Source organism: Streptomyces sp. NPDC086835, from assembly GCF_044745705.1.
Classification (GTDB): Bacteria; Actinomycetota; Actinomycetes; order Streptomycetales; family Streptomycetaceae; genus Streptomyces.
The window spans coordinates 80,815-97,111 of the sequence record NZ_JBIVAU010000007.1 but is presented as its reverse complement, the minus strand read 5'-3'; the positions used below and the strand labels follow the sequence as shown (position 1 = coordinate 97,111).

Here is a 16,297-nt window from a genome sequence, read left to right as displayed (position 1 = left end):
GCCTCACGACTGCCGGGCCGGAGCGGGGCCGGCCTCCAGGGCGTACAGCAACTGCTGTGTCTGTGCCGCGAGCCCGCCCACCGCGGTCGCCGTCTCATGGTCGTGCGCCGGCAGATGGCGCTTGAGCAGGCGATGCGCCTCCCAGGCCCGGCCCATCGCCTCCTTGCGCACGTCGCCGTCGGGCGGCACCGCGGAGCCGAGCGCGGCCCGGTCCGCCTCGCAGACGTCCGCCATGGCGCGGAACAGTTCGGGCAGGCAGCGAAGTGCGGGCTCGGGCGGCGAAGCGAGGCTGCGCCACTCACCGGTCGTGTCCACCAAAGTCGCCGTGACCGACTCGAGCCGGTCGGCGAGCTCCGTCCAGTACGTGTCCCAATGGCCCGGCGGCGGGGCGGGGTGGCGCCGTAGCCGGCGCCCCGGATTGAAGCGGTAGCTCTCCTGCGTCCACCCGCGGGCGCTGCGCAGGTCCTGGACGGGGCCGCCGAGTCGCCGGGCGCCCTCGTGCCACTGCCCGGCGCTCGTACGGTCGTAGCCGCTCTCCACGTCGTCGGCCATGGCACGCAGCAGATCCGTGCTGTCACGGCCGAGCCTGTCCAGGCTGTCGCGCACATCGCGGAGATGGACAGGGGGCAGGACCAGGGCGTTCACGCCGATGCCGATCACCGCTCCGACGAGCGCCTCGAAGAGGCGGTGGGCGATGGCCGTCCCGGAGAAGGAGCTGTACGCGAGCACGAAGATGGCCGTCGTCGACGCGTAGACGCCCTGGTCGCCGAAGCGCGAGTAGTTCCCCAGCAGCACCGCCGGTGGAAGGGCGAGGGCCATCGCCGCCATGGTGTTCCCGGTCAGCGCGGCCGCTCCGGTCGCCAGCAGTGTGCCGAGTGTGATGACGACGAGTTGCTGCGTTCCGGCCCGCAGCGAGCGGTAGACGGTGCTCTGCACGAGGACCACCGCGGTCCACGGCGCCATCAGAGCCATCGGCGCCTTCCACCACCAGCCGACCAGCGCCCACGCCAGAACGGCGGCGCCGGCGGCCTTCAGCGACTGGACCGCAAGGTCCCGTTCGGGCCCGGCCGCGGTCAGGGCCCTGCGTACGGACGTCCACACCGCGGACAGCTCCCACGCTGCCCAGCGCCGCAAGGCCACCGGCCACCTCCACTTCGTGCACCGTCACGGACCGGCCCGGGACGCGACAACCGTCACGGCGTCACCGGGACCACGTACGTCTAACCAGCAGACGTCGGCCGAATCCTCCCCACGCGTCCGGTCCCGTCCGCCGTCGCAGCCGGGCCCGTCTCTCGGGCGGGGGTAGCCGGCGTCGCTCAGCAGCCGGTACGCGCCGCCGGCGACACCGAACAGACGGCGCCACCAGGCCGGTTGACGACGGGGTACACCGGGACCGGCCGCACCGGACCGACGCCGCCCGCCCCGACGCCGCTCCGGCGTCAGCAGATCACGTTCAGCGCGCCCGGCTCGACCCTGACCGTCACGGGAAGGGCCGCGTCGACCTCGCCGTCCGCGCCGTACGGCACACTCCGGTCGGCCTCGATACGGATCTCGCGGCCTCTGAGGATCTCCACCTGCGGGCGCTCGAGGTGCGCTCCCGTCTTCAGCTCGTTCATCATCGCGAAGAACAGCCGCTTGGGGGCGTGATTGATGACGACGACGTCCAGCAGCCCGTCGTCGAGCCGTGCGCCCGGGGCGATGTTGCGACCGAAGCCGTAGAAGCCCGAGTTGGCCGCGACGACCGTGTAACCGCGCCGTTCGTGCTCGGTCCCGTCGACCGTTATGCGGTAGGCGGCGGGCCGCCAGCCGAGCACGGCCCGCAGGCCGCCCGCATAGTAGGACGCGGCACCCCGCAGCAGCCGCGAGGTGTTGGCGTGCCGGTTGGCCACCGCGTCCACGCCCGCGTACACACTGCCCAGCACCGACGTCCCCGCATGGACGGCGGAGGTGACCTCGATGGTGTCGACCGGCCGCGGTGAGCCGTTCAGCAGCAGGTCCGCCAGGTCCTCCGTCCGTGACGGCAGGCCCAGCGCCCGGGCGAAGTCGTTGCCGCGCCCGGCGGGGACGACACCGAAGACGGCGTCGGAGCCACTGAGCGCCCCGCCGACGCGGCCGGCCATGCCGTCCCCGCCGACGGCCAGCACGACGTGCCCCTGCCCGGCGGCCTGCCGCGCCACCTCCTGGGCGTGCTCCAGGCTGCGGCTGTACTGCGTGTCGAACCGTGCGCCTGCCTCCCTCAGGAGGCGGGCCAGCGGGAGCAGGGCCGCCGTACCGCTCGACCCGCCCGCGGCGGGATTGACGACGGCGGTGAACTGTCGCATGAATGCGCCTCCGGAAGGCAGGGGGCCGGTCAGCGGACGGGGACGAGAACGCCGGGGTTGAGTGTCCCGGCCGGGTCGAGCTCGGCCTTGAGGGCCTGAAGGATACGGACCCCGAGCGGGCCGATCTCCCGCGCGTACCAGTCGCGGTGGTCGGTGCCGACGCCGTGGTGGTGGCTGATGGTGCCCCCCGCCGCGATGATCGCGTCGTTGGCGGCCCGTTTCGCCGGCGCCCAGTGGGCCACCGGGTCGTCCCCCTGCGCGCTGACCACGGTGAAGTACAGCGACGCGCCGTTCTCGTACACATGGGATATGTGGCACATCACCAGGGGAGGCGTTCCGGCCTCGGTCAGCGTGCCGGTGAGCGCCTGGCGCACCGCTTCGTAGAGCCCCGGCAGGGCGGACCAGAAGCACGCCGTCTCCAGGGTCTCCGCGAAGGCGCCCGCGTCGAGCAGCGAGTCGCGCAGGTAGGGCGCGTTGTAGCGGCCGTGCGCCCAGCGCTCGCCTGGCTCCTCGCCGACGTACTCCCCACCGCAGGCGAGCAGCACCTCCCGGGCCCGGGCGCGCCGGTCGGCGGTGTCCTGCGCGGTGCCCTCGTAACCGGCGATCGCCATACAGCCGGCGGGCGTCCCGCCCTCCTCCGTGCTGCCGATCCGGTCGGGCTGAGCCAGACCCACGAAGGTCTCCGTCTCGTCCGACAGGCGTAGCACGGTCGGACGGGGGCCGTCCTGGGCGAGCCTGCGCAGGGCCGTGGCGCCGGCCTCGAACGACGTGAAGCGCCAGCCCTCGTAGACCCGTGTCTCCGGCAGGGGCCGGATGCGTACGGTCACGGAGGTGATCACCCCGAGCGCGCCCTCGGAGCCGAGGACGAGCTGCCGCAGGTCGGGGCCGGCCGCGGAGCGCGGGGCCCGTCCGACCTCCAGGGTCCCTTCCGGGGTGGCGAGGGTGAGGCCGAGCACCATCTCGTCGAAGCGGCCGTACCCGGCCGAAGCCTGGCCGCTGGAGCGGGCCGCGGCGAAACCGCCCACAGAGGCCCACTCGTAGGACTGCGGGAAGTGGCCGAGCGTCCAGCCCAGTTCGCCGAGCAGTTCCTCGCACCGCGGTGCGCGCATGCCTGGCTGGAGGACCGCCGTGCGGGAGATCTCGTCGACGGAGATCAGCGCGTCGAGCCGGCGCAGGTCCAGCGCGACGAAGCAGTGCTTGCCCTCGGGGGCCAGCCCGCCGACGACGGAGGTGCCGCCGCCGAAGGGGACGACGGCCAGCGCATGTTCGGCGCACGCCCGCAGGACGGCCGTCACCTCGTCGTGACTGCCCGGCAGTACGACGGCCGCGGGGATGTCATCGACCTCGCCGGCCCGGATGCGCAGCAGGTCGGGCGTGGACTTGCCGCGGGTGTGCCGGACGCGGCTCTCCGCGTCGGTGCACACATACGCGTCCCCGCCCACGCATTCGGTGAGCGCCGCGCGTGCGGCGGCGGTGAGTCCGGACGGCGGGACGTCGATCTCCTCGAGGGAGGCCGGGCCGCTCTCGCGGGGTGTCACGCCGAGCAGATCGCGCAGCAGGCCGGTCACCGTGTCCGGCAGCGGGGCTGCCTTGGCCGGGTCGCCCCAGCCGCTCCACAACATGTCCACTGGGGCTGTTTCCTCACCATCGGTTACGCGGGGTGTTCGCGGGGCGCACTGCCGCGCGGCCTGCACTGGCATTACACTGTGACAGATGACGCCCATTCGTCACAACCATTCGGACGGAGATGCCGTCCTCGACGCGGCACGCGACTGCGTCCTGGCCGTCGGCGTACGCCGGACCACCCTCACCGACATCGCCCGGCGCGCCGGGGTCTCCCGCATGACCCTGTACCGCCGCTGGCCCGATGTGCGCACCCTCGTCGGCGACCTGATGACCAGGGAGTGGATCGCCCTCGCCGTCGGCGCCATGCCCGAACCGGAACCCGGCGCACCCGCACGACAGAGGCTGGTCGAGGGACTGGTCGCCGGCGTCACCGCCTTCCGCGCCCACCCGCTCTTCCACAAGATCATCGACGTGGATCCCGAGCTGCTGCTCCCGTACGTCCTCGACCGCCGCGGCGCCAGCCAGGACGCGCTGCTGGGACTCATCGCGGGCGGCCTGGCGGAAGGTCACGCCGACGGCTCCGTGCGCCGGTCCCACCCCGACCGGCAGGCCCGCTCGCTGCTGCTCGTCGTGCAGTCCTTCACGCTCTCCCTGCGCACCATGACCGAAGAAGACGAGCCCGAACTCGCCGACACGGCCTTCCTCGACGAACTGCGGACCATCCTGGAGAGGACCCTCACACCATGAGCCGCCCGAACCGTTCGAGCCGCCCGGACCGTGCCGCCGGGGCGGCAGCCGGGCCCCCGCTCCGAGGACCGCTGGCGGCGTCCCTGGACGCCGGACGCCGCAGCCGCGAACTGGCCCGCCTCGCCGAAGGCGCCATCGTCGACGTCCTCGTCGTCGGTCTCGGAGCCACCGGTGCCGGAGCCGCTCTCGACGCCGCCTCCCGCGGACTCACCGTCGCCGCGATCGACGCCCACGACCTGGCCTTCGGCACCTCCCGCTGGAGCTCAAAACTCATCCACGGCGGCCTGCGCTACCTCGCCACCGGCCACCTCGACGTGGCCCACGAGAGCGCAGTCGAACGCGGCATCCTCATGGAACGCACCGCCCCCCACCTCGTGCGCCCCCAGCCCTTCGTCCTGCCGCTCACCCCCCTCGTCTCCCGCAGTCAGGCCGCCGTGACCTGGGCGGGGCTGCGCGCCGGCGACCTCCTGCGGGCCTCCGCCCGCACCTCGCGCACCACCCTTCCCGCGCCCCGCACGCTCTCCGCCGTCGAGACCCGGCACATGGCACCCGTACTCCGCCCGACCGGGCTGCGCGGCGGCCTGCTCTCCTGGGACGGCCAACTCACCGACGACGCCCGCCTGGTGACCGCCGTCGCCAGGACCGCCGCCGCCCGCGGCGCCCACATCCTCACCCGGACCCGCGCACTCGCCGTGAGCGGAACCGGCGCCCGCGTCCGCGACGAACTCACCGGCGAGGAACTGGAGATCCGGGCCCGCACCGTCATCAACGCCGCGGGCGTATGGGCCGGCGGCCTGGTCGACGACGTCCGGCTGCGCCCCTCCCGCGGCACCCACCTCGTGCTGCGCTCCGAGGACCTGGGCGGCCTCACCGCCGGCATGCACATCCCGATCCCCGGGGAGTCCAACCGCTTCGTCCTCGTCCTGCCGCAGGGCGACGGCCGGGTGTACGTGGGACTCACCGACGAACCGGTCGAAGGGCCGGTGCCCGACGTGCCGGACGTGCCGGAGACGGACATCGGCTTCCTCCTCGACGTCCTCGGCTCGGCCCTCGACGTACCCCTGCGCCGCGACGACGTGGTCGGCGCCTTCGCCGGCCTGCGGCCGCTCCTGGACACCGGTCCGGCGGCAGGCTCCGCCGGACCCGGCCGGACGGCCGACATCTCCCGCAGGCACGCGATCCTCACCTCGGCCGGCGGCGTCGTCACCGTCGTCGGCGGCAAGCTCACCACCTACCGGCGCATGGCCCAGGACGCCGTGGACGCCGCGCTCGTCGCGGGCGGTGTGAGCGCCGGCCCCAGCCGCACGGCCGCCCTGCCGCTCGTCGGGGCCGCCCCGGCCGGTGTACTCGCCAGGCTCGACGCGCCCCGGCGCCTGGTCCGCCGCTACGGAGTGGAGGCGCCGGCCGTCCACGCCCTCGGACTCGCCGACCCCGACCTGGCCGCGCCCGTCGTCCCGGGCCACCCCGTCACCAGGGCCGAACTGGTCTGGGCGGTACGGCACGAGGGCGCCCTCGACGAATCGGACGTACTGGACCGGCGCACCCGCATCGGCCTCGTCGACGACGACCGCCGGGCGGCGCAGGACGCGGCCCGCGAGGCGCTGGAACGCTGCTCGTCCTGACCCGTCCCGGCCGGCGGCGGTTCCCGGCCGGGGTCAGGGCACGGTCACGGCTCGCGCCGCGGGGGGCGGTCGGCGGCGCCGTCGGTCCGAGCGGCCCCGTGGCGCGGCCGGCGACCCTTCGATGCGAGCAGGTCGTTCAGCCGGCGGCACCTTCGACCCTGATCCGCACCTGCTCCTCGAGCCGCCTCAGGCTCCGGTCGAGGGCGTCGTTCACGGCCTTCTCCCCAGGGTCGTGCGACTCGTCGAAGAACGACAGGTGGACGGTGACCTCGCTGGCGCCCGAGCCGATCCCGGCGACCTGGAGCCATCCGGCGTAGGCACCCCCGTTCCGCGTCCCCCACTCGACCCGCATCTGGTCCTTCGTGGCCTTCAGCAGCGCCGGGGTGTCCTCGTCCGTCCGGTCCTCGTGCACGGTGACCGCGGGCAGTTCCTCGGCCCTGACGTGCAGGGCCTCCGGGAGCCAGCTGTCGAGCTGGTCCACCTGGGCAGCCTGGTCGTAGACATGCTCGGGGAGAGCGGGCATCGTGTGGGAACGCTCATATTCGCTCATCAGTGCGCCAATCCTTGCTGATCCACGGAAAACGGAATCCTCGACGAACGCTTGCCCCGACGGCGTGACTTGAAGCTTCGACGCCGGTCGGCCCACCCGTTCGCCGGGATGTCCCGAATCGAGGAGGTTTGGAGTGTCGCCTCGGTCACGTTGGGGCCATGGTGTGAAACCTGTGGGGCTGATGGTGCGTCTGTCTTGACGGCGCCGGGAGGCAGCGGAAGGCAGCGAAGGGGTGGCGGGGGTGCCGCCGCGGAGCTGGCGGCCGGTGGCCTCAGGTGGGGGAGCCGTAGAGGAACAGCATTCACATGGTCACGGTGCGTAATGAAACCATTACTTCTCAAACACGTACTGTCACATGAGGAGCCCGGGCAGGCGCGCACGGGCAGGGGAGGAAAAGACATGAAACCGTTCGCGTGGAACTATGCACGCCCTGCCGAGCCGGCCACGGGTATCGAGCCCTATGCGTACGACGCTGCCTTGCAGTTGAACGTGCTGCCCGACGGGAGGCCCGCCATCATGGACCGGGGTCTGCTCGCCGCTGCGGGGACGACGACCTCCAAGGCCGGTTCCGCGACCCACTTCGACGACTGACCGGCGTGCGACGTGACAGTGCTGGTGCTCACGTGCGAGGCGGATGTCACCGCTGACATGGTCGTGGCGGAACTGCACGAACAGGGCGTCCCGCTCGTCCGGTTCGATCCCGCCGACCTCCCTGGCACAGGGGCTCTCTCCGCGGAGTACGTGCGCGGGGAGTTCCGCGGCTATCTGTCGATCGGCGGCCGTGTGGCGAGCATGCAGGGCCTGCGATCCGTCTGGATCCGCAGGCCCGGTGAACCGGCGGCACACGCCGTCGAACCGTCCGAATGGCTGAGCGTCGAGACCGCCCACGCCCTGTACGGAATGCTCGACTGCACGGGCGCGCGGTGGATGAACCATCCCAGCGCCGCGGCCAAGGCCCGGCGCAAACCCTGGCAGTTGCGCGTCGCGCACCAGAGCGGCTTCCCGGTGCCGGCCACGTTGCTGACCACTCATCCGTCGATGGCCCGTCAATTCGCGGAGCAGTACCGGAACGTGGTCGTGAAGTCGGTGTCCGGGAAGTCGCCGGGGGATCCGCCGATGGCGCTGCCGACCACGCTCGTGCCGCCGGACGCCGACTTCTCCGGTGTGGCCGCGGCGCCGACGTTGTTGCAGCGTTATGTCGCCAAGCGTGCCGATGTCCGGTTGACCAGTGTGGGGGACCAGCACTTCGCCGCCCGTAAGGCGGCGGAGCCGGGGCAGGTCGACGGCCGTTACGGGGACACGGGCCACGAGTGGGAGCCGGTGGAGGTGCCGACCCAGATCGCCAGGGCTGTCGAGGCGTACAAGAAGCAGACCGAACTCGCCTACGGGGCCTTCGACTTCGCCGAGGACTCGACGGGCACCTGGTGGTTCCTCGAGTGCAACCAGGGCGGGCAGTTCGGTTTCGTGGAGCTGGAGACGGGGCTGCCGATCGCCCGGGCGGTCGCGTCGTGGCTGGGGGCCGAGCCGGTGTGATCGCCCGGCAGGCGCTGCGGCCGCGGTGGCGACGAGTCCCGGATCCAGGGCGGCAGTTCCGCGGTTGCAGGGGTGCGGGGTACGGCTGCGCTGTTCAGGTGCGGCCGCGTCGCCATTCATCGACGAGGGCTTCCACGTCGTACGGCTTCAGCCCGAGGGGCGGCCCAGGCGGTGGCCGGCGGATCGCTGCCGCGATCTTCTGATTGATGTCCTCGACGATGCGCCGCACCGTGGATTCCGACGGTGCCCGCGCGGCCTTCTCCAAGGCCTCTTCCGCCTCTTTGCGCAGTGCGAGCGTCGGAGGCAGGAAGCCGAGCCCCTCGCGGTGCATCTTCCCTTTGATCCACCACATCTCGTCGTACGCGTCGTCGGCAGCGGGAAGAGGCCGGCCGAAACCAGGCAGATCACGGAACTCGCCGCGCTCCGCGGCTTCGCGGATCTGTTTGTCGACCCAGGACTCGAAGCTGACGCCTGGCGGTTTGCGCTCGGTCATGCGTTCCAGCGTACGTCGCCCTTTGCGGTCGGCGGACACCCGAATGTGCCCCGTCCGGCGCACGGCTACGAGCCCCTCACCAGCAACTCGCCGTGCTCGACGCCTTGCCGGTATGACTACTCACCGTCATGGGCGATCTTGAGGGCTGTCTGCGGTTCCGCCGTGGGAGGTTGCAGCCAACCACCGTTACTGCACTGCGAGGACGCCTGCATGCGCCTGCGAGCCGCCGCTTTGTCGACCGCCGTCGTCTGCACCGCCGCCACACCGGCCGCTGCGACCGGCTACGCCCTGCCCGCCGTCTAACCAGAGCCAGGAGACCTTCTACGCCCTCCACTTCCCTGGAGGCGGCGGCTGCCTGTACCGGACGGTCCACGGCGGTGACTACGCGTCGTACAGTGGTGGGACAAGCTGGACGGCGTCCAGAGCAGCCGTCCCACGGACTGCTCCCCTGGCTGAGCCGTGCCTGCCATGTCCGCGGCCCCTCCCTCGCGGCGCCCGGGACGGCCCCGGCGGGCGGCACCCGGCCTGTTGGCCTTCGCAAGCCTGTTGCTGGCCGGCTGCACCGCAGCCGCAGAGCGGATCGAACTCGGCCCCGAGGAAACGGTCAAAGCCGCGCAGCAACTGCTCACCGACCGCTGCCTGACCAGGCAGGGGCTCACCCCGCCCCGGCCCGGGGAGGCGACCCCGACACCGGCCGAGGCACGCCGGATCGCGGACGCGCTCTTCGGCACCGGCCGGGCCGAGCTCGCTCTCACCCTGCCCAGCGGCCATGTCGTCCGACAGCACACCGACGGCTGCCTGGCCGCCGCGCAGCAGCGGCTCTACGGCGACCAGCGGCGCTGGTTCCGGGCCTCGACCACCGTGGGCAACCTGCGCTCCGCGACCCCCGAGGCGGAGCGCGCCGTCTACCAGCGGCTGAAGGCCCGGGCCCTCGACGAGTCCCGGTCCCTGCTCGCACACGTCACATCCACCGCGTCACGGAAGAGCACCCATCCATGAAGCACGCCCTCGCCCTCGTCTCCGCCGTCCTGCTCGCCGCCGGCGGAGCCCTCGCCGTACCGGCCACAGCGAACGCCGCGCCGTGCCCCAGCGGATCGTTCTGCGTCTGGCGCGATGTCAACTTCACCGACCCCGAGGGCAAGGTGTTCGCCTCGTCCGGGGACGACGAGTGGTGGGAGAGCTGGATCGCCGACGAGGACTCGTCGTGGGCCAACCACGGCATCTCGGGGCCGGGCATCAAGGACCACGTCATCGTCTACGCGGAGGCCGTCCAGTGGCCGTCGACCGGTGGCGACCGGACGATCTGCCTGGCCCCGGGGCAGGAGGTCGCCCATAACGCCAACGCCAACGACCGCGGCGACGCGCACGTGTGGGCGATGCAGTGCTGATCCCCGGCGGGTGACCGGACACCGCCGCGCTCTCCGCGTCAGGCCGAGTCGGGCCGGCGCGTTGTCGTGGCGCAGGGCCGGCCCTGCGCCACAGGCGCCCCTGGCGCAGCAGAAGCGCCTGACCCCGCGGATCACGGTCCGGTGCTTCGGGCCGCGTGGTCCTGCTGGGACGGGAACGTTCCGCGTCAGCGCGAGCTCGGCCAGGACCGCGTCGTAGGCGAATCGTCACAGCTCCGGACCCCGGCGACGACGCCAGGGCCCGACAGCGCGCTCGGAAGTCATGGCGGTGCCCGACCCAGGGTGGCGGGGCATGCCGCGCCGCCATGGGTGAAGGTGAAGCGGAATCAATGGTTCCGTGACATCTGCCACAGCCGTTTCGGGCACAAGGGGGGCCGATAGTAGACGCCACCCTTGGTGACATAGGGTTATTTGTCCCTTTCGGTAGGGACATACTTCGCACAGCGTTCGGCGGCCTTCGATCCTCCCGGTGGATGTGCCCGCTTGCCCAGCCGCGAAAGCCTTTTGGCGAGGCGTCAAGAGGTCCGGGAGGTTCCCGCGTGCGGGCCAGCACGCCCCTTCGCCCATGGCAAGGGGGGGTCGGATCTACTACCGACAGTAGTAGCAGGCGCTCGTTGCCCTCGGTACGCAGCCGTCCTAACAATGGCTGCCCCGCAAACGGCGCCGCCGCAGGTCGCACGCAGACGGGCCGGGCAACAGATCTCGGTGGCGCTCCGCGATGACAATTGAGGTCACACATGAGCAAGCACCGCAGAACGACGCACTACCGGAAGATAACCATCGCTGCCGTCGCCATGGCGGCCGTGGGCGTGCCCTCTGTCGCCATGGCCTGTATGGACGGGCAGGGGAGCCAGGGCAGCCGCTCCCACGACAGATGGAAGAGTGCGTATTCCGACCAGCGGTGGGACGGGGAAGAGTCCGACCAGCGGTGGGACGCGGACGAGTCCGACCGGCGGTGGGACGGGGGCAAGTGGGACCGCAAGCCGGCCACGCCCGGGTCGCAGACCCCCACCACGACGCCGAGCACCCGGAAGCCGGCGGCGCCCAAGCCGACCGCGCCCAAGCCCTCCGCGCCGAAGCCCACCGCATCGAAGCCGGCGGCGCCCAAGCCCTCCGCGCCCAAGCCGGTAGCCCCTAAGCCGACCGCGCCCTCGACCTCGCCGTCGACCGCCCCGTCCACGGCCGCGCCGGCCTCCGGCAACGTGTCCCGCATCGTGGCGCTCGTCAACAGTGAGCGCAGCAAGGCCGGATGCTCCCCGGTGACCTTGAACGCGAAGCTGACCAAGGCCGCGCAGGATCACAGCGAGGACATGGCAGCCCACCGGAACATGTCCCACACGGGCTCCGACGGATCCGACGCGGGCACCCGTATCACGCGCGCCGGGTACACCTGGAGCACTTACGGCGAGAACGTCGCCTACGGTTACGCGACTCCCGAGAGCGTCATGGCGGCCTGGATGGCCAGCCCCGGCCACAAGCGCAACATCCTCGACTGCGGGTTCAAGGAGATCGGCGTCGGACTCGCGCAGCCCGACAACTACTGGACCCAGGAGTTCGGCACGGCCCGATAGTCGGCAGCGCCAGAGCCGGTGCGTCGGCGCGAGGCCCCTGTCGTGCTAGAACGGCGGGGGCCTCGCCGCGTCTGCGGCCGGTGATCACCGCACTGCCCCGACCCCGTGTCCCGCCCCCGTCTCAGGCCGCCCCGTGCGACGGCTTGCTGAAGAACGAGACAGGGCGTTGCAGGCGCTCGCCGTCCACGACGATGTCGACGGACTCGTTGTAGAAGGCCACCCGGTCCTTGATGATCTCCATGGAAGGCAGCGGATCGGGGTAGCTCCAGGCGATGTCGGGCCGTACGTCGCCGCTGCCCGCCCACGACCAGTAGTCAGTGGCCACACCCTTGTAGGGGCAGCGGGTCCGCGAACCGGTCGGGGTGAAGAGATCGAGGCGGACGTCCTTGCGCGGGAAGTAGTAGCGCACCGGCAGGTGCGTCTCGAACAGCAGGACTGGCGTACGCGTGTCCGCCACGACTGTTCCCTCGATCTCCACCTGGACGTGCCGGCTGCTGGGCAGGGCGTCCACCCGCTTATGAGGATCACGAGGGTGCACGAAGATCTCCTCGTCCTCTTCGTACCAGTGGTCGAGCACGTCCCGCCCGAACCACTCGAAACTGACGTAACCCGCCAGTTCCTCACCGGGGTAGGTCCAGGCCGCCGCCGGGACGGTCCCGTCGGCGAGCACGAGATCGTAGAAAAGCGTGGCGCCCGCATGACGCCGGGGGTTGGCCGGCCGTGCGGTCTCCCGCAGCAGATCCATGCGCACGTCGTCGGCCGGAAAGGCGTACAGAGGTACGGGACGACCAGGCTCCCACACAAGCACCGGCCGGCGGCTGTCCACGACCGTGACCTCCCCCTTCGTGGCACGCACCCAGCGTTCACTCGGCTCCCAGACCAGGCTGTCGATCGTGTCGGACCCACGGCGTACGACCGGCACGGACGGCGCGCCCTCATGAGGTGTGGTCATGGCTCTCTCCCTCCTCGCTCCGGCAGCGGCCGGCCGGAGGTCGTCAGCGACCGGCGCCGCGGTGCCGCGCCGTCATCCATGCCCACGCTGCTCCGGATCACGGTTGCCCGCAAACGTCCTTTTCGACCCCGACCCGACCCGACCCCGATCTGATCCGGCCTCGGGCGGCAGGGTGGGGCGGTTCTTGACTTGGAGTGCACACCAAGACCTAGCGTTCATGGCACGGCCCCACCGAGAAGGTGCGCGGCGCCTCCGGCCTTCCTATGCCTTCGCGCCGAGCGCCGGGCCAGGGCTTCCGCGCCGACTCGCCGCGGAGCGCGGGCGAGCTCCGGGCGCCGCGCCCACTGAACGGTAGATCAAGACTGCGACGAAAGGCTTCGACCAACATGAAGCAGCGCAAGCTTCGAGACCTCGAGGTGTCCGCCATCGGCCTCGGCTGCATGGGGATGTCCGCCTTCTACGGGTCCACTGACGAGGACGAGGGCGTCAAGACCATCCAGCGCGCACTCGAGATCGGTGTCACCTTCCTCGACACCGCCCAGATGTACGGGCCGCTCACCAACGAGACGCTGGTCGGGCGCGCGGTCAGGGGACACCGGGACGAGTACGTGATCGCGACGAAGTTCAACTACCGGATGGATGACGCCGTCCCCGGCGACATGAGCACGGTCGGGCGGCAGGACGGTTCCGCGGAGCATGTACGCAGTTCGATCCACGGCTCACTCGAACGGCTCGGCACGGACTACATCGACCTCTACTACCAACACCGTGTCGACCCCCGCGTGCCGATCGAGGAGACCGTCGGTGCCCTGGCGGAGCTGGTCGCGGAGGGCAAGGTACGCCACATCGGTCTGAGTGAGGCGGGGGCGGAGACGATCCGCCGCGCGAACGCCGTGCACCCGATCACGGCGGTCCAGACCGAGTACTCGCTGTGGACCCGCGACCCGGAGGCCGAGGTGCTGCCCACGTGCCGTGAGCTCGGCATCGGGTTCGTCCCCTACTCGCCCCTGGGGCGCGGTTTCCTGGCGGGCCGGTTCTCCTCTCCGGACGAGCTCGACGAGGGAGACTTCAGGCGCAGCGGCCCGCGCTTCACCGGCGACAACCTCAAGACGAATCTCACGCTCGCCGAGAAGGTGAAGGAGATCGCCGCGGAGAAGGGCGTCACAGCGGCGCAGCTCGCGATCGCCTGGGTGCTGGCACAGGGCGACGACCTGGTCCCCATCCCGGGCACCAAGCGCCGCGCCTACCTCGAGCAGAACGCGGCCTCGCTGGACGTCGAACTGACCGAGGACGATCTCGCACGCATCGCCGCCGAGCTCCCCGAGCCGGCCGGCGAGCGCTACGACGAGGCCGGGATGGCGGCCGTGGACATCTAGGGCCTCTCGGACCGATCACCTGAGCGGTCCACGCAGCGCGGGCCGGGCGCCGGTCCGTGACGTGGCGTCCGGCGGACCTCCTCGTAACCATCACCTCAGCGTCACCGCATGTCGTCTCCCGCCGTCGGCCGACCTGGGCCATCATGAGCCGCCATCGGACGACAGCAGTCTGCGAAGAGGTGAACTCATGGCAGGGCTCCGGACGGGCCAGGGCGTATTGCGCCGTAAGCCCATCGAACAGATCGAAGAAGGCGCTCCGAGCGAGCAGCTCACCAGGACGCTCGGCCTCGGGCAGCTGACGGCCATCGGTGTCGGCGGCATCATCGGTGCCGGGATCTTCGCCCTCGCCGGCGCCGTCGCGAACGGCACGGCGGGGCCCGCGGTGCTCGTCTCGTTCCTGATCGCGGGCGTGGCGAGCGCGGCCGCGGCCTTCTCGTACGCCGAGTTCGCGGGCCTGATCCCGAAGGCGGGGTCGGCCTACACCTACGGCTATGCCGTGCTCGGCGAGCTGGCGGGGTGGTTCATCGGCTGGGACCTGTTGCTGGAGTACACGGCGATCGTGGCAGTCGTCGCCATCGGGATCTCGGGCTACTTCGGCTTCCTCCTGGGGGCGCTGGGGGTGGATCTGCCCGCGTGGATGCTGGGCGCGCCGGGCACAGGGGAGGGGCACCAGGTGGATCTGTTCGCGGTGGTCCTGTGCCTGTTCACCGCGTACCTGCTCACCCTCGGGATCAAGAACGCGGCCCGGTTCGAGACGGTCGTCGTGGTGCTGAAGGTCCTGGTCGTCCTGCTGGTCATCGTGGTCGGCGTCTTCCACATCGACACCTCCAACTACAACCCGTTCTTCCCGTACGGCGTCGGCGGGGCGTTCACGGGTGCGGCGACCGTCTTCTTCGCGGTGTTCGGGTACGACGCCATGTCGACGGCGGCCGAGGAGTCCAAGGACGCGCAGCGCCACATGCCGAAGGCGATCATCTACTCGCTGGCGATCTCGATGGTGCTGTACGTGCTGGCCTGTCTGGTGCTGACGGGCATGCAGAACTACTCGGAGATCGACCCGGAGAGCGGCTTCTCCTCGGCCTTCGAGTCGGTGGGGCTGCCCGGTCTCGCGAACCTCATCGCGGTGGGCGCGATCATCGGCATCCTCACCGTGATGTTCACGTTCATGCTGGGTGTGACCCGGGTGTGGTTCTCGATGAGCCGTGACGGGCTGCTGCCGCACTGGTTCGCGAAGACGCATCCGACGCGGCATGTACCGGTGCGGGTGACGTGGATCGTCGGGGTGGGCTCGGCGCTGATCGCCGGATTCCTGCCGATCGGCGAGGCCGCGGAGCTGACGAACATCGGCATTCTGCTGGCGTTCGTCGTGGTGTGCATCGCGGTGATCGTGCTGCGTTACCGGCAGCCGGACCTGCCGCGGAAGTTCCGTTGCCCCGGGATGCCGTTCGTCCCGGCGATCGGTGTCGCGTTCTCGCTCTGGCTGATCACGTTCCTCGCATGGCAGACCTGGCTCCGGTTCGCGGTGTGGCTCGTGATCGGCCTGGTGATCTACTTCGGCTACTCGTACCGGAACTCGAACCTGGCGAGGGAGAACGGGGCGGGTCCGAAGCAGCCGTGACCTGACCGGCCGCGCCGCCCCGCGGGCGAGTTCGCCGGTGCCGAAGCTCTGCTTCCGGCCGGGCCGGTACCGACACCAGCTGCGCCTTGGGACTGCGGCGCCTGGCCGCGATACCGGGCGATCCCGGTGGCCCGATGCGGACTCGGTGTACGCACACGGCGACGGGGCCGCGATGACGGGAGCGCAGGCGTCGGCCCTCCCGCGGGGAGGGCGGGAGGGACGGCGGGGGATCGCCCCTGATCAGGGGGAACCTGCCGCTCAGCATGGCACCGATTCCAGCCACTGGGCAGGGCCGTGCCGGCTTGAGTTCGGGCAATGAGCCGAGGCGTGCCTCGGCTCCAACGCCGCCGCCCCGCCTGAGAGGTTCCCAGGCCGCACCGGTCTCCCTCGCCGCGGGGCGCGAGCTGGAAGGCAGCCGGTGGGGGATGCCATCGAACGGGCGATTGATCGTGTGGAACCGGCTCGTACAGGCGGACCTCGAACAGGCAACTCGGCCGTCCCCCTGACCCGGCCGCACTCGCCCAGGGCGTAGTGGCGGCCCG

15 protein-coding genes are annotated in these 16,297 nt (G+C 71.3%); 9 read left to right on the top strand and 6 right to left on the bottom strand.

Annotated elements, in window-relative coordinates; genetic code table 11:
- Positions 1-3: 3 nt before the first annotated feature.
- The 3 genes from ACIPJI_RS22615 to ACIPJI_RS22605 all read right to left on the bottom strand — a co-directional run bounded on the left by ACIPJI_RS22615 (position 4) and on the right by ACIPJI_RS22605 (position 3,949).
- Positions 4-1,140: an aromatic acid exporter family protein gene (locus ACIPJI_RS22615; RefSeq protein WP_402248351.1), complete on the bottom strand. Its 1,137-nt coding sequence runs from the start codon at positions 1,138-1,140 to the stop codon at positions 4-6.
- A 299-nt stretch (positions 1,141-1,439) separates the two neighbouring features.
- Positions 1,440-2,321 (bottom strand): YegS/Rv2252/BmrU family lipid kinase, encoded by an 882-nt coding sequence (locus tag ACIPJI_RS22610; RefSeq protein ID WP_356619572.1) that lies wholly within the window; start codon positions 2,319-2,321, stop codon positions 1,440-1,442.
- Positions 2,322-2,350: 29 nt separating this feature from the next.
- Positions 2,351-3,949 carry an FAD-binding oxidoreductase gene (locus tag ACIPJI_RS22605; protein ID WP_356619574.1) on the bottom strand — a complete coding sequence of 533 codons (1,599 nt, stop codon included), beginning with the start codon at positions 3,947-3,949 and terminating at the stop codon, positions 2,351-2,353.
- An 85-nt stretch (positions 3,950-4,034) separates the two neighbouring features.
- Here ACIPJI_RS22605 and ACIPJI_RS22600 point away from each other — a divergent pair, with 85 nt between their 5' ends.
- On the top strand, positions 4,035-4,634 hold the full coding sequence (locus ACIPJI_RS22600; protein ID WP_356619576.1) for a TetR/AcrR family transcriptional regulator: 600 nt from the start codon (positions 4,035-4,037) through the stop codon (positions 4,632-4,634).
- Complete coding sequence (locus ACIPJI_RS22595) at positions 4,631-6,256, top strand: glycerol-3-phosphate dehydrogenase/oxidase (protein ID WP_402248348.1); 1,626 nt, start codon at positions 4,631-4,633, stop codon at positions 6,254-6,256. Before ACIPJI_RS22600 ends, ACIPJI_RS22595 begins: the two co-directional genes overlap by 4 nt.
- 136 nt (positions 6,257-6,392) lie before the next feature.
- Here the strand turns inward: ACIPJI_RS22595 and ACIPJI_RS22590 are convergent, their stop codons facing one another.
- A complete protein-coding gene (locus ACIPJI_RS22590; RefSeq protein ID WP_402248346.1) occupies positions 6,393-6,806 on the bottom strand; it encodes an SRPBCC family protein in 414 nt (137 codons plus the stop codon).
- 399 nt (positions 6,807-7,205) lie between these two features.
- Here ACIPJI_RS22590 and tgmA point away from each other — a divergent pair, with 399 nt between their 5' ends.
- Together tgmA and tgmB are read left to right on the top strand one after the other, a co-directional pair.
- Positions 7,206-7,397, top strand: a complete 192-nt coding sequence (gene tgmA, locus ACIPJI_RS22585) for a putative ATP-grasp-modified RiPP (RefSeq protein ID WP_159682530.1) — start codon at positions 7,206-7,208, stop codon at positions 7,395-7,397.
- A gap of 12 nt (positions 7,398-7,409) precedes the next feature.
- On the top strand, positions 7,410-8,339 hold the full coding sequence (tgmB, locus tag ACIPJI_RS22580; RefSeq protein ID WP_307710138.1) for an ATP-grasp ribosomal peptide maturase: 930 nt from the start codon (positions 7,410-7,412) through the stop codon (positions 8,337-8,339).
- Between the two features lie 94 nt (positions 8,340-8,433).
- On the opposite strand, the gene ACIPJI_RS22575 is transcribed toward tgmB, so the two are convergent.
- Complete coding sequence (locus ACIPJI_RS22575; RefSeq protein WP_402248743.1) at positions 8,434-8,832, bottom strand: DUF1992 domain-containing protein; 399 nt, start codon at positions 8,830-8,832, stop codon at positions 8,434-8,436.
- A gap of 528 nt (positions 8,833-9,360) precedes the next feature.
- Here ACIPJI_RS22575 and ACIPJI_RS22570 point away from each other — a divergent pair.
- The 3 genes from ACIPJI_RS22570 to ACIPJI_RS22560 all read left to right on the top strand — a co-directional run bounded on the left by ACIPJI_RS22570 (position 9,361) and on the right by ACIPJI_RS22560 (position 11,809).
- Positions 9,361-9,831, top strand: a complete 471-nt coding sequence (locus tag ACIPJI_RS22570; protein WP_402248344.1) for a hypothetical protein — start codon at positions 9,361-9,363, stop codon at positions 9,829-9,831.
- Positions 9,828-10,220, top strand: coding sequence for a peptidase inhibitor family I36 protein (locus ACIPJI_RS22565; protein ID WP_402248342.1), 393 nt, complete (start codon positions 9,828-9,830; stop codon positions 10,218-10,220). The genes ACIPJI_RS22570 and ACIPJI_RS22565 overlap by 4 nt, the downstream gene beginning before the upstream one ends.
- Before the next feature lie 755 nt (positions 10,221-10,975).
- Positions 10,976-11,809 (top strand): CAP domain-containing protein, encoded by an 834-nt coding sequence (locus ACIPJI_RS22560; RefSeq protein ID WP_356619583.1) that lies wholly within the window; start codon positions 10,976-10,978, stop codon positions 11,807-11,809.
- A 121-nt stretch (positions 11,810-11,930) separates the two neighbouring features.
- Here the strand turns inward: ACIPJI_RS22560 and ACIPJI_RS22555 are convergent, their stop codons facing one another.
- Complete coding sequence (locus tag ACIPJI_RS22555) at positions 11,931-12,761, bottom strand: DUF427 domain-containing protein (RefSeq protein WP_356619585.1); 831 nt, start codon at positions 12,759-12,761, stop codon at positions 11,931-11,933.
- Between the two features lie 386 nt (positions 12,762-13,147).
- On the opposite strand from ACIPJI_RS22555, the gene ACIPJI_RS22550 reads away from it, so the two are divergent.
- Together ACIPJI_RS22550 and ACIPJI_RS22545 are read left to right on the top strand one after the other, a co-directional pair.
- Positions 13,148-14,137 (top strand): aldo/keto reductase, encoded by a 990-nt coding sequence (locus ACIPJI_RS22550; protein WP_402248339.1) that lies wholly within the window; start codon positions 13,148-13,150, stop codon positions 14,135-14,137.
- 187 nt (positions 14,138-14,324) lie between these two features.
- Complete coding sequence (locus ACIPJI_RS22545) at positions 14,325-15,755, top strand: amino acid permease (RefSeq protein ID WP_356619589.1); 1,431 nt, start codon at positions 14,325-14,327, stop codon at positions 15,753-15,755.
- Positions 15,756-16,297 lie beyond the last annotated feature (542 nt).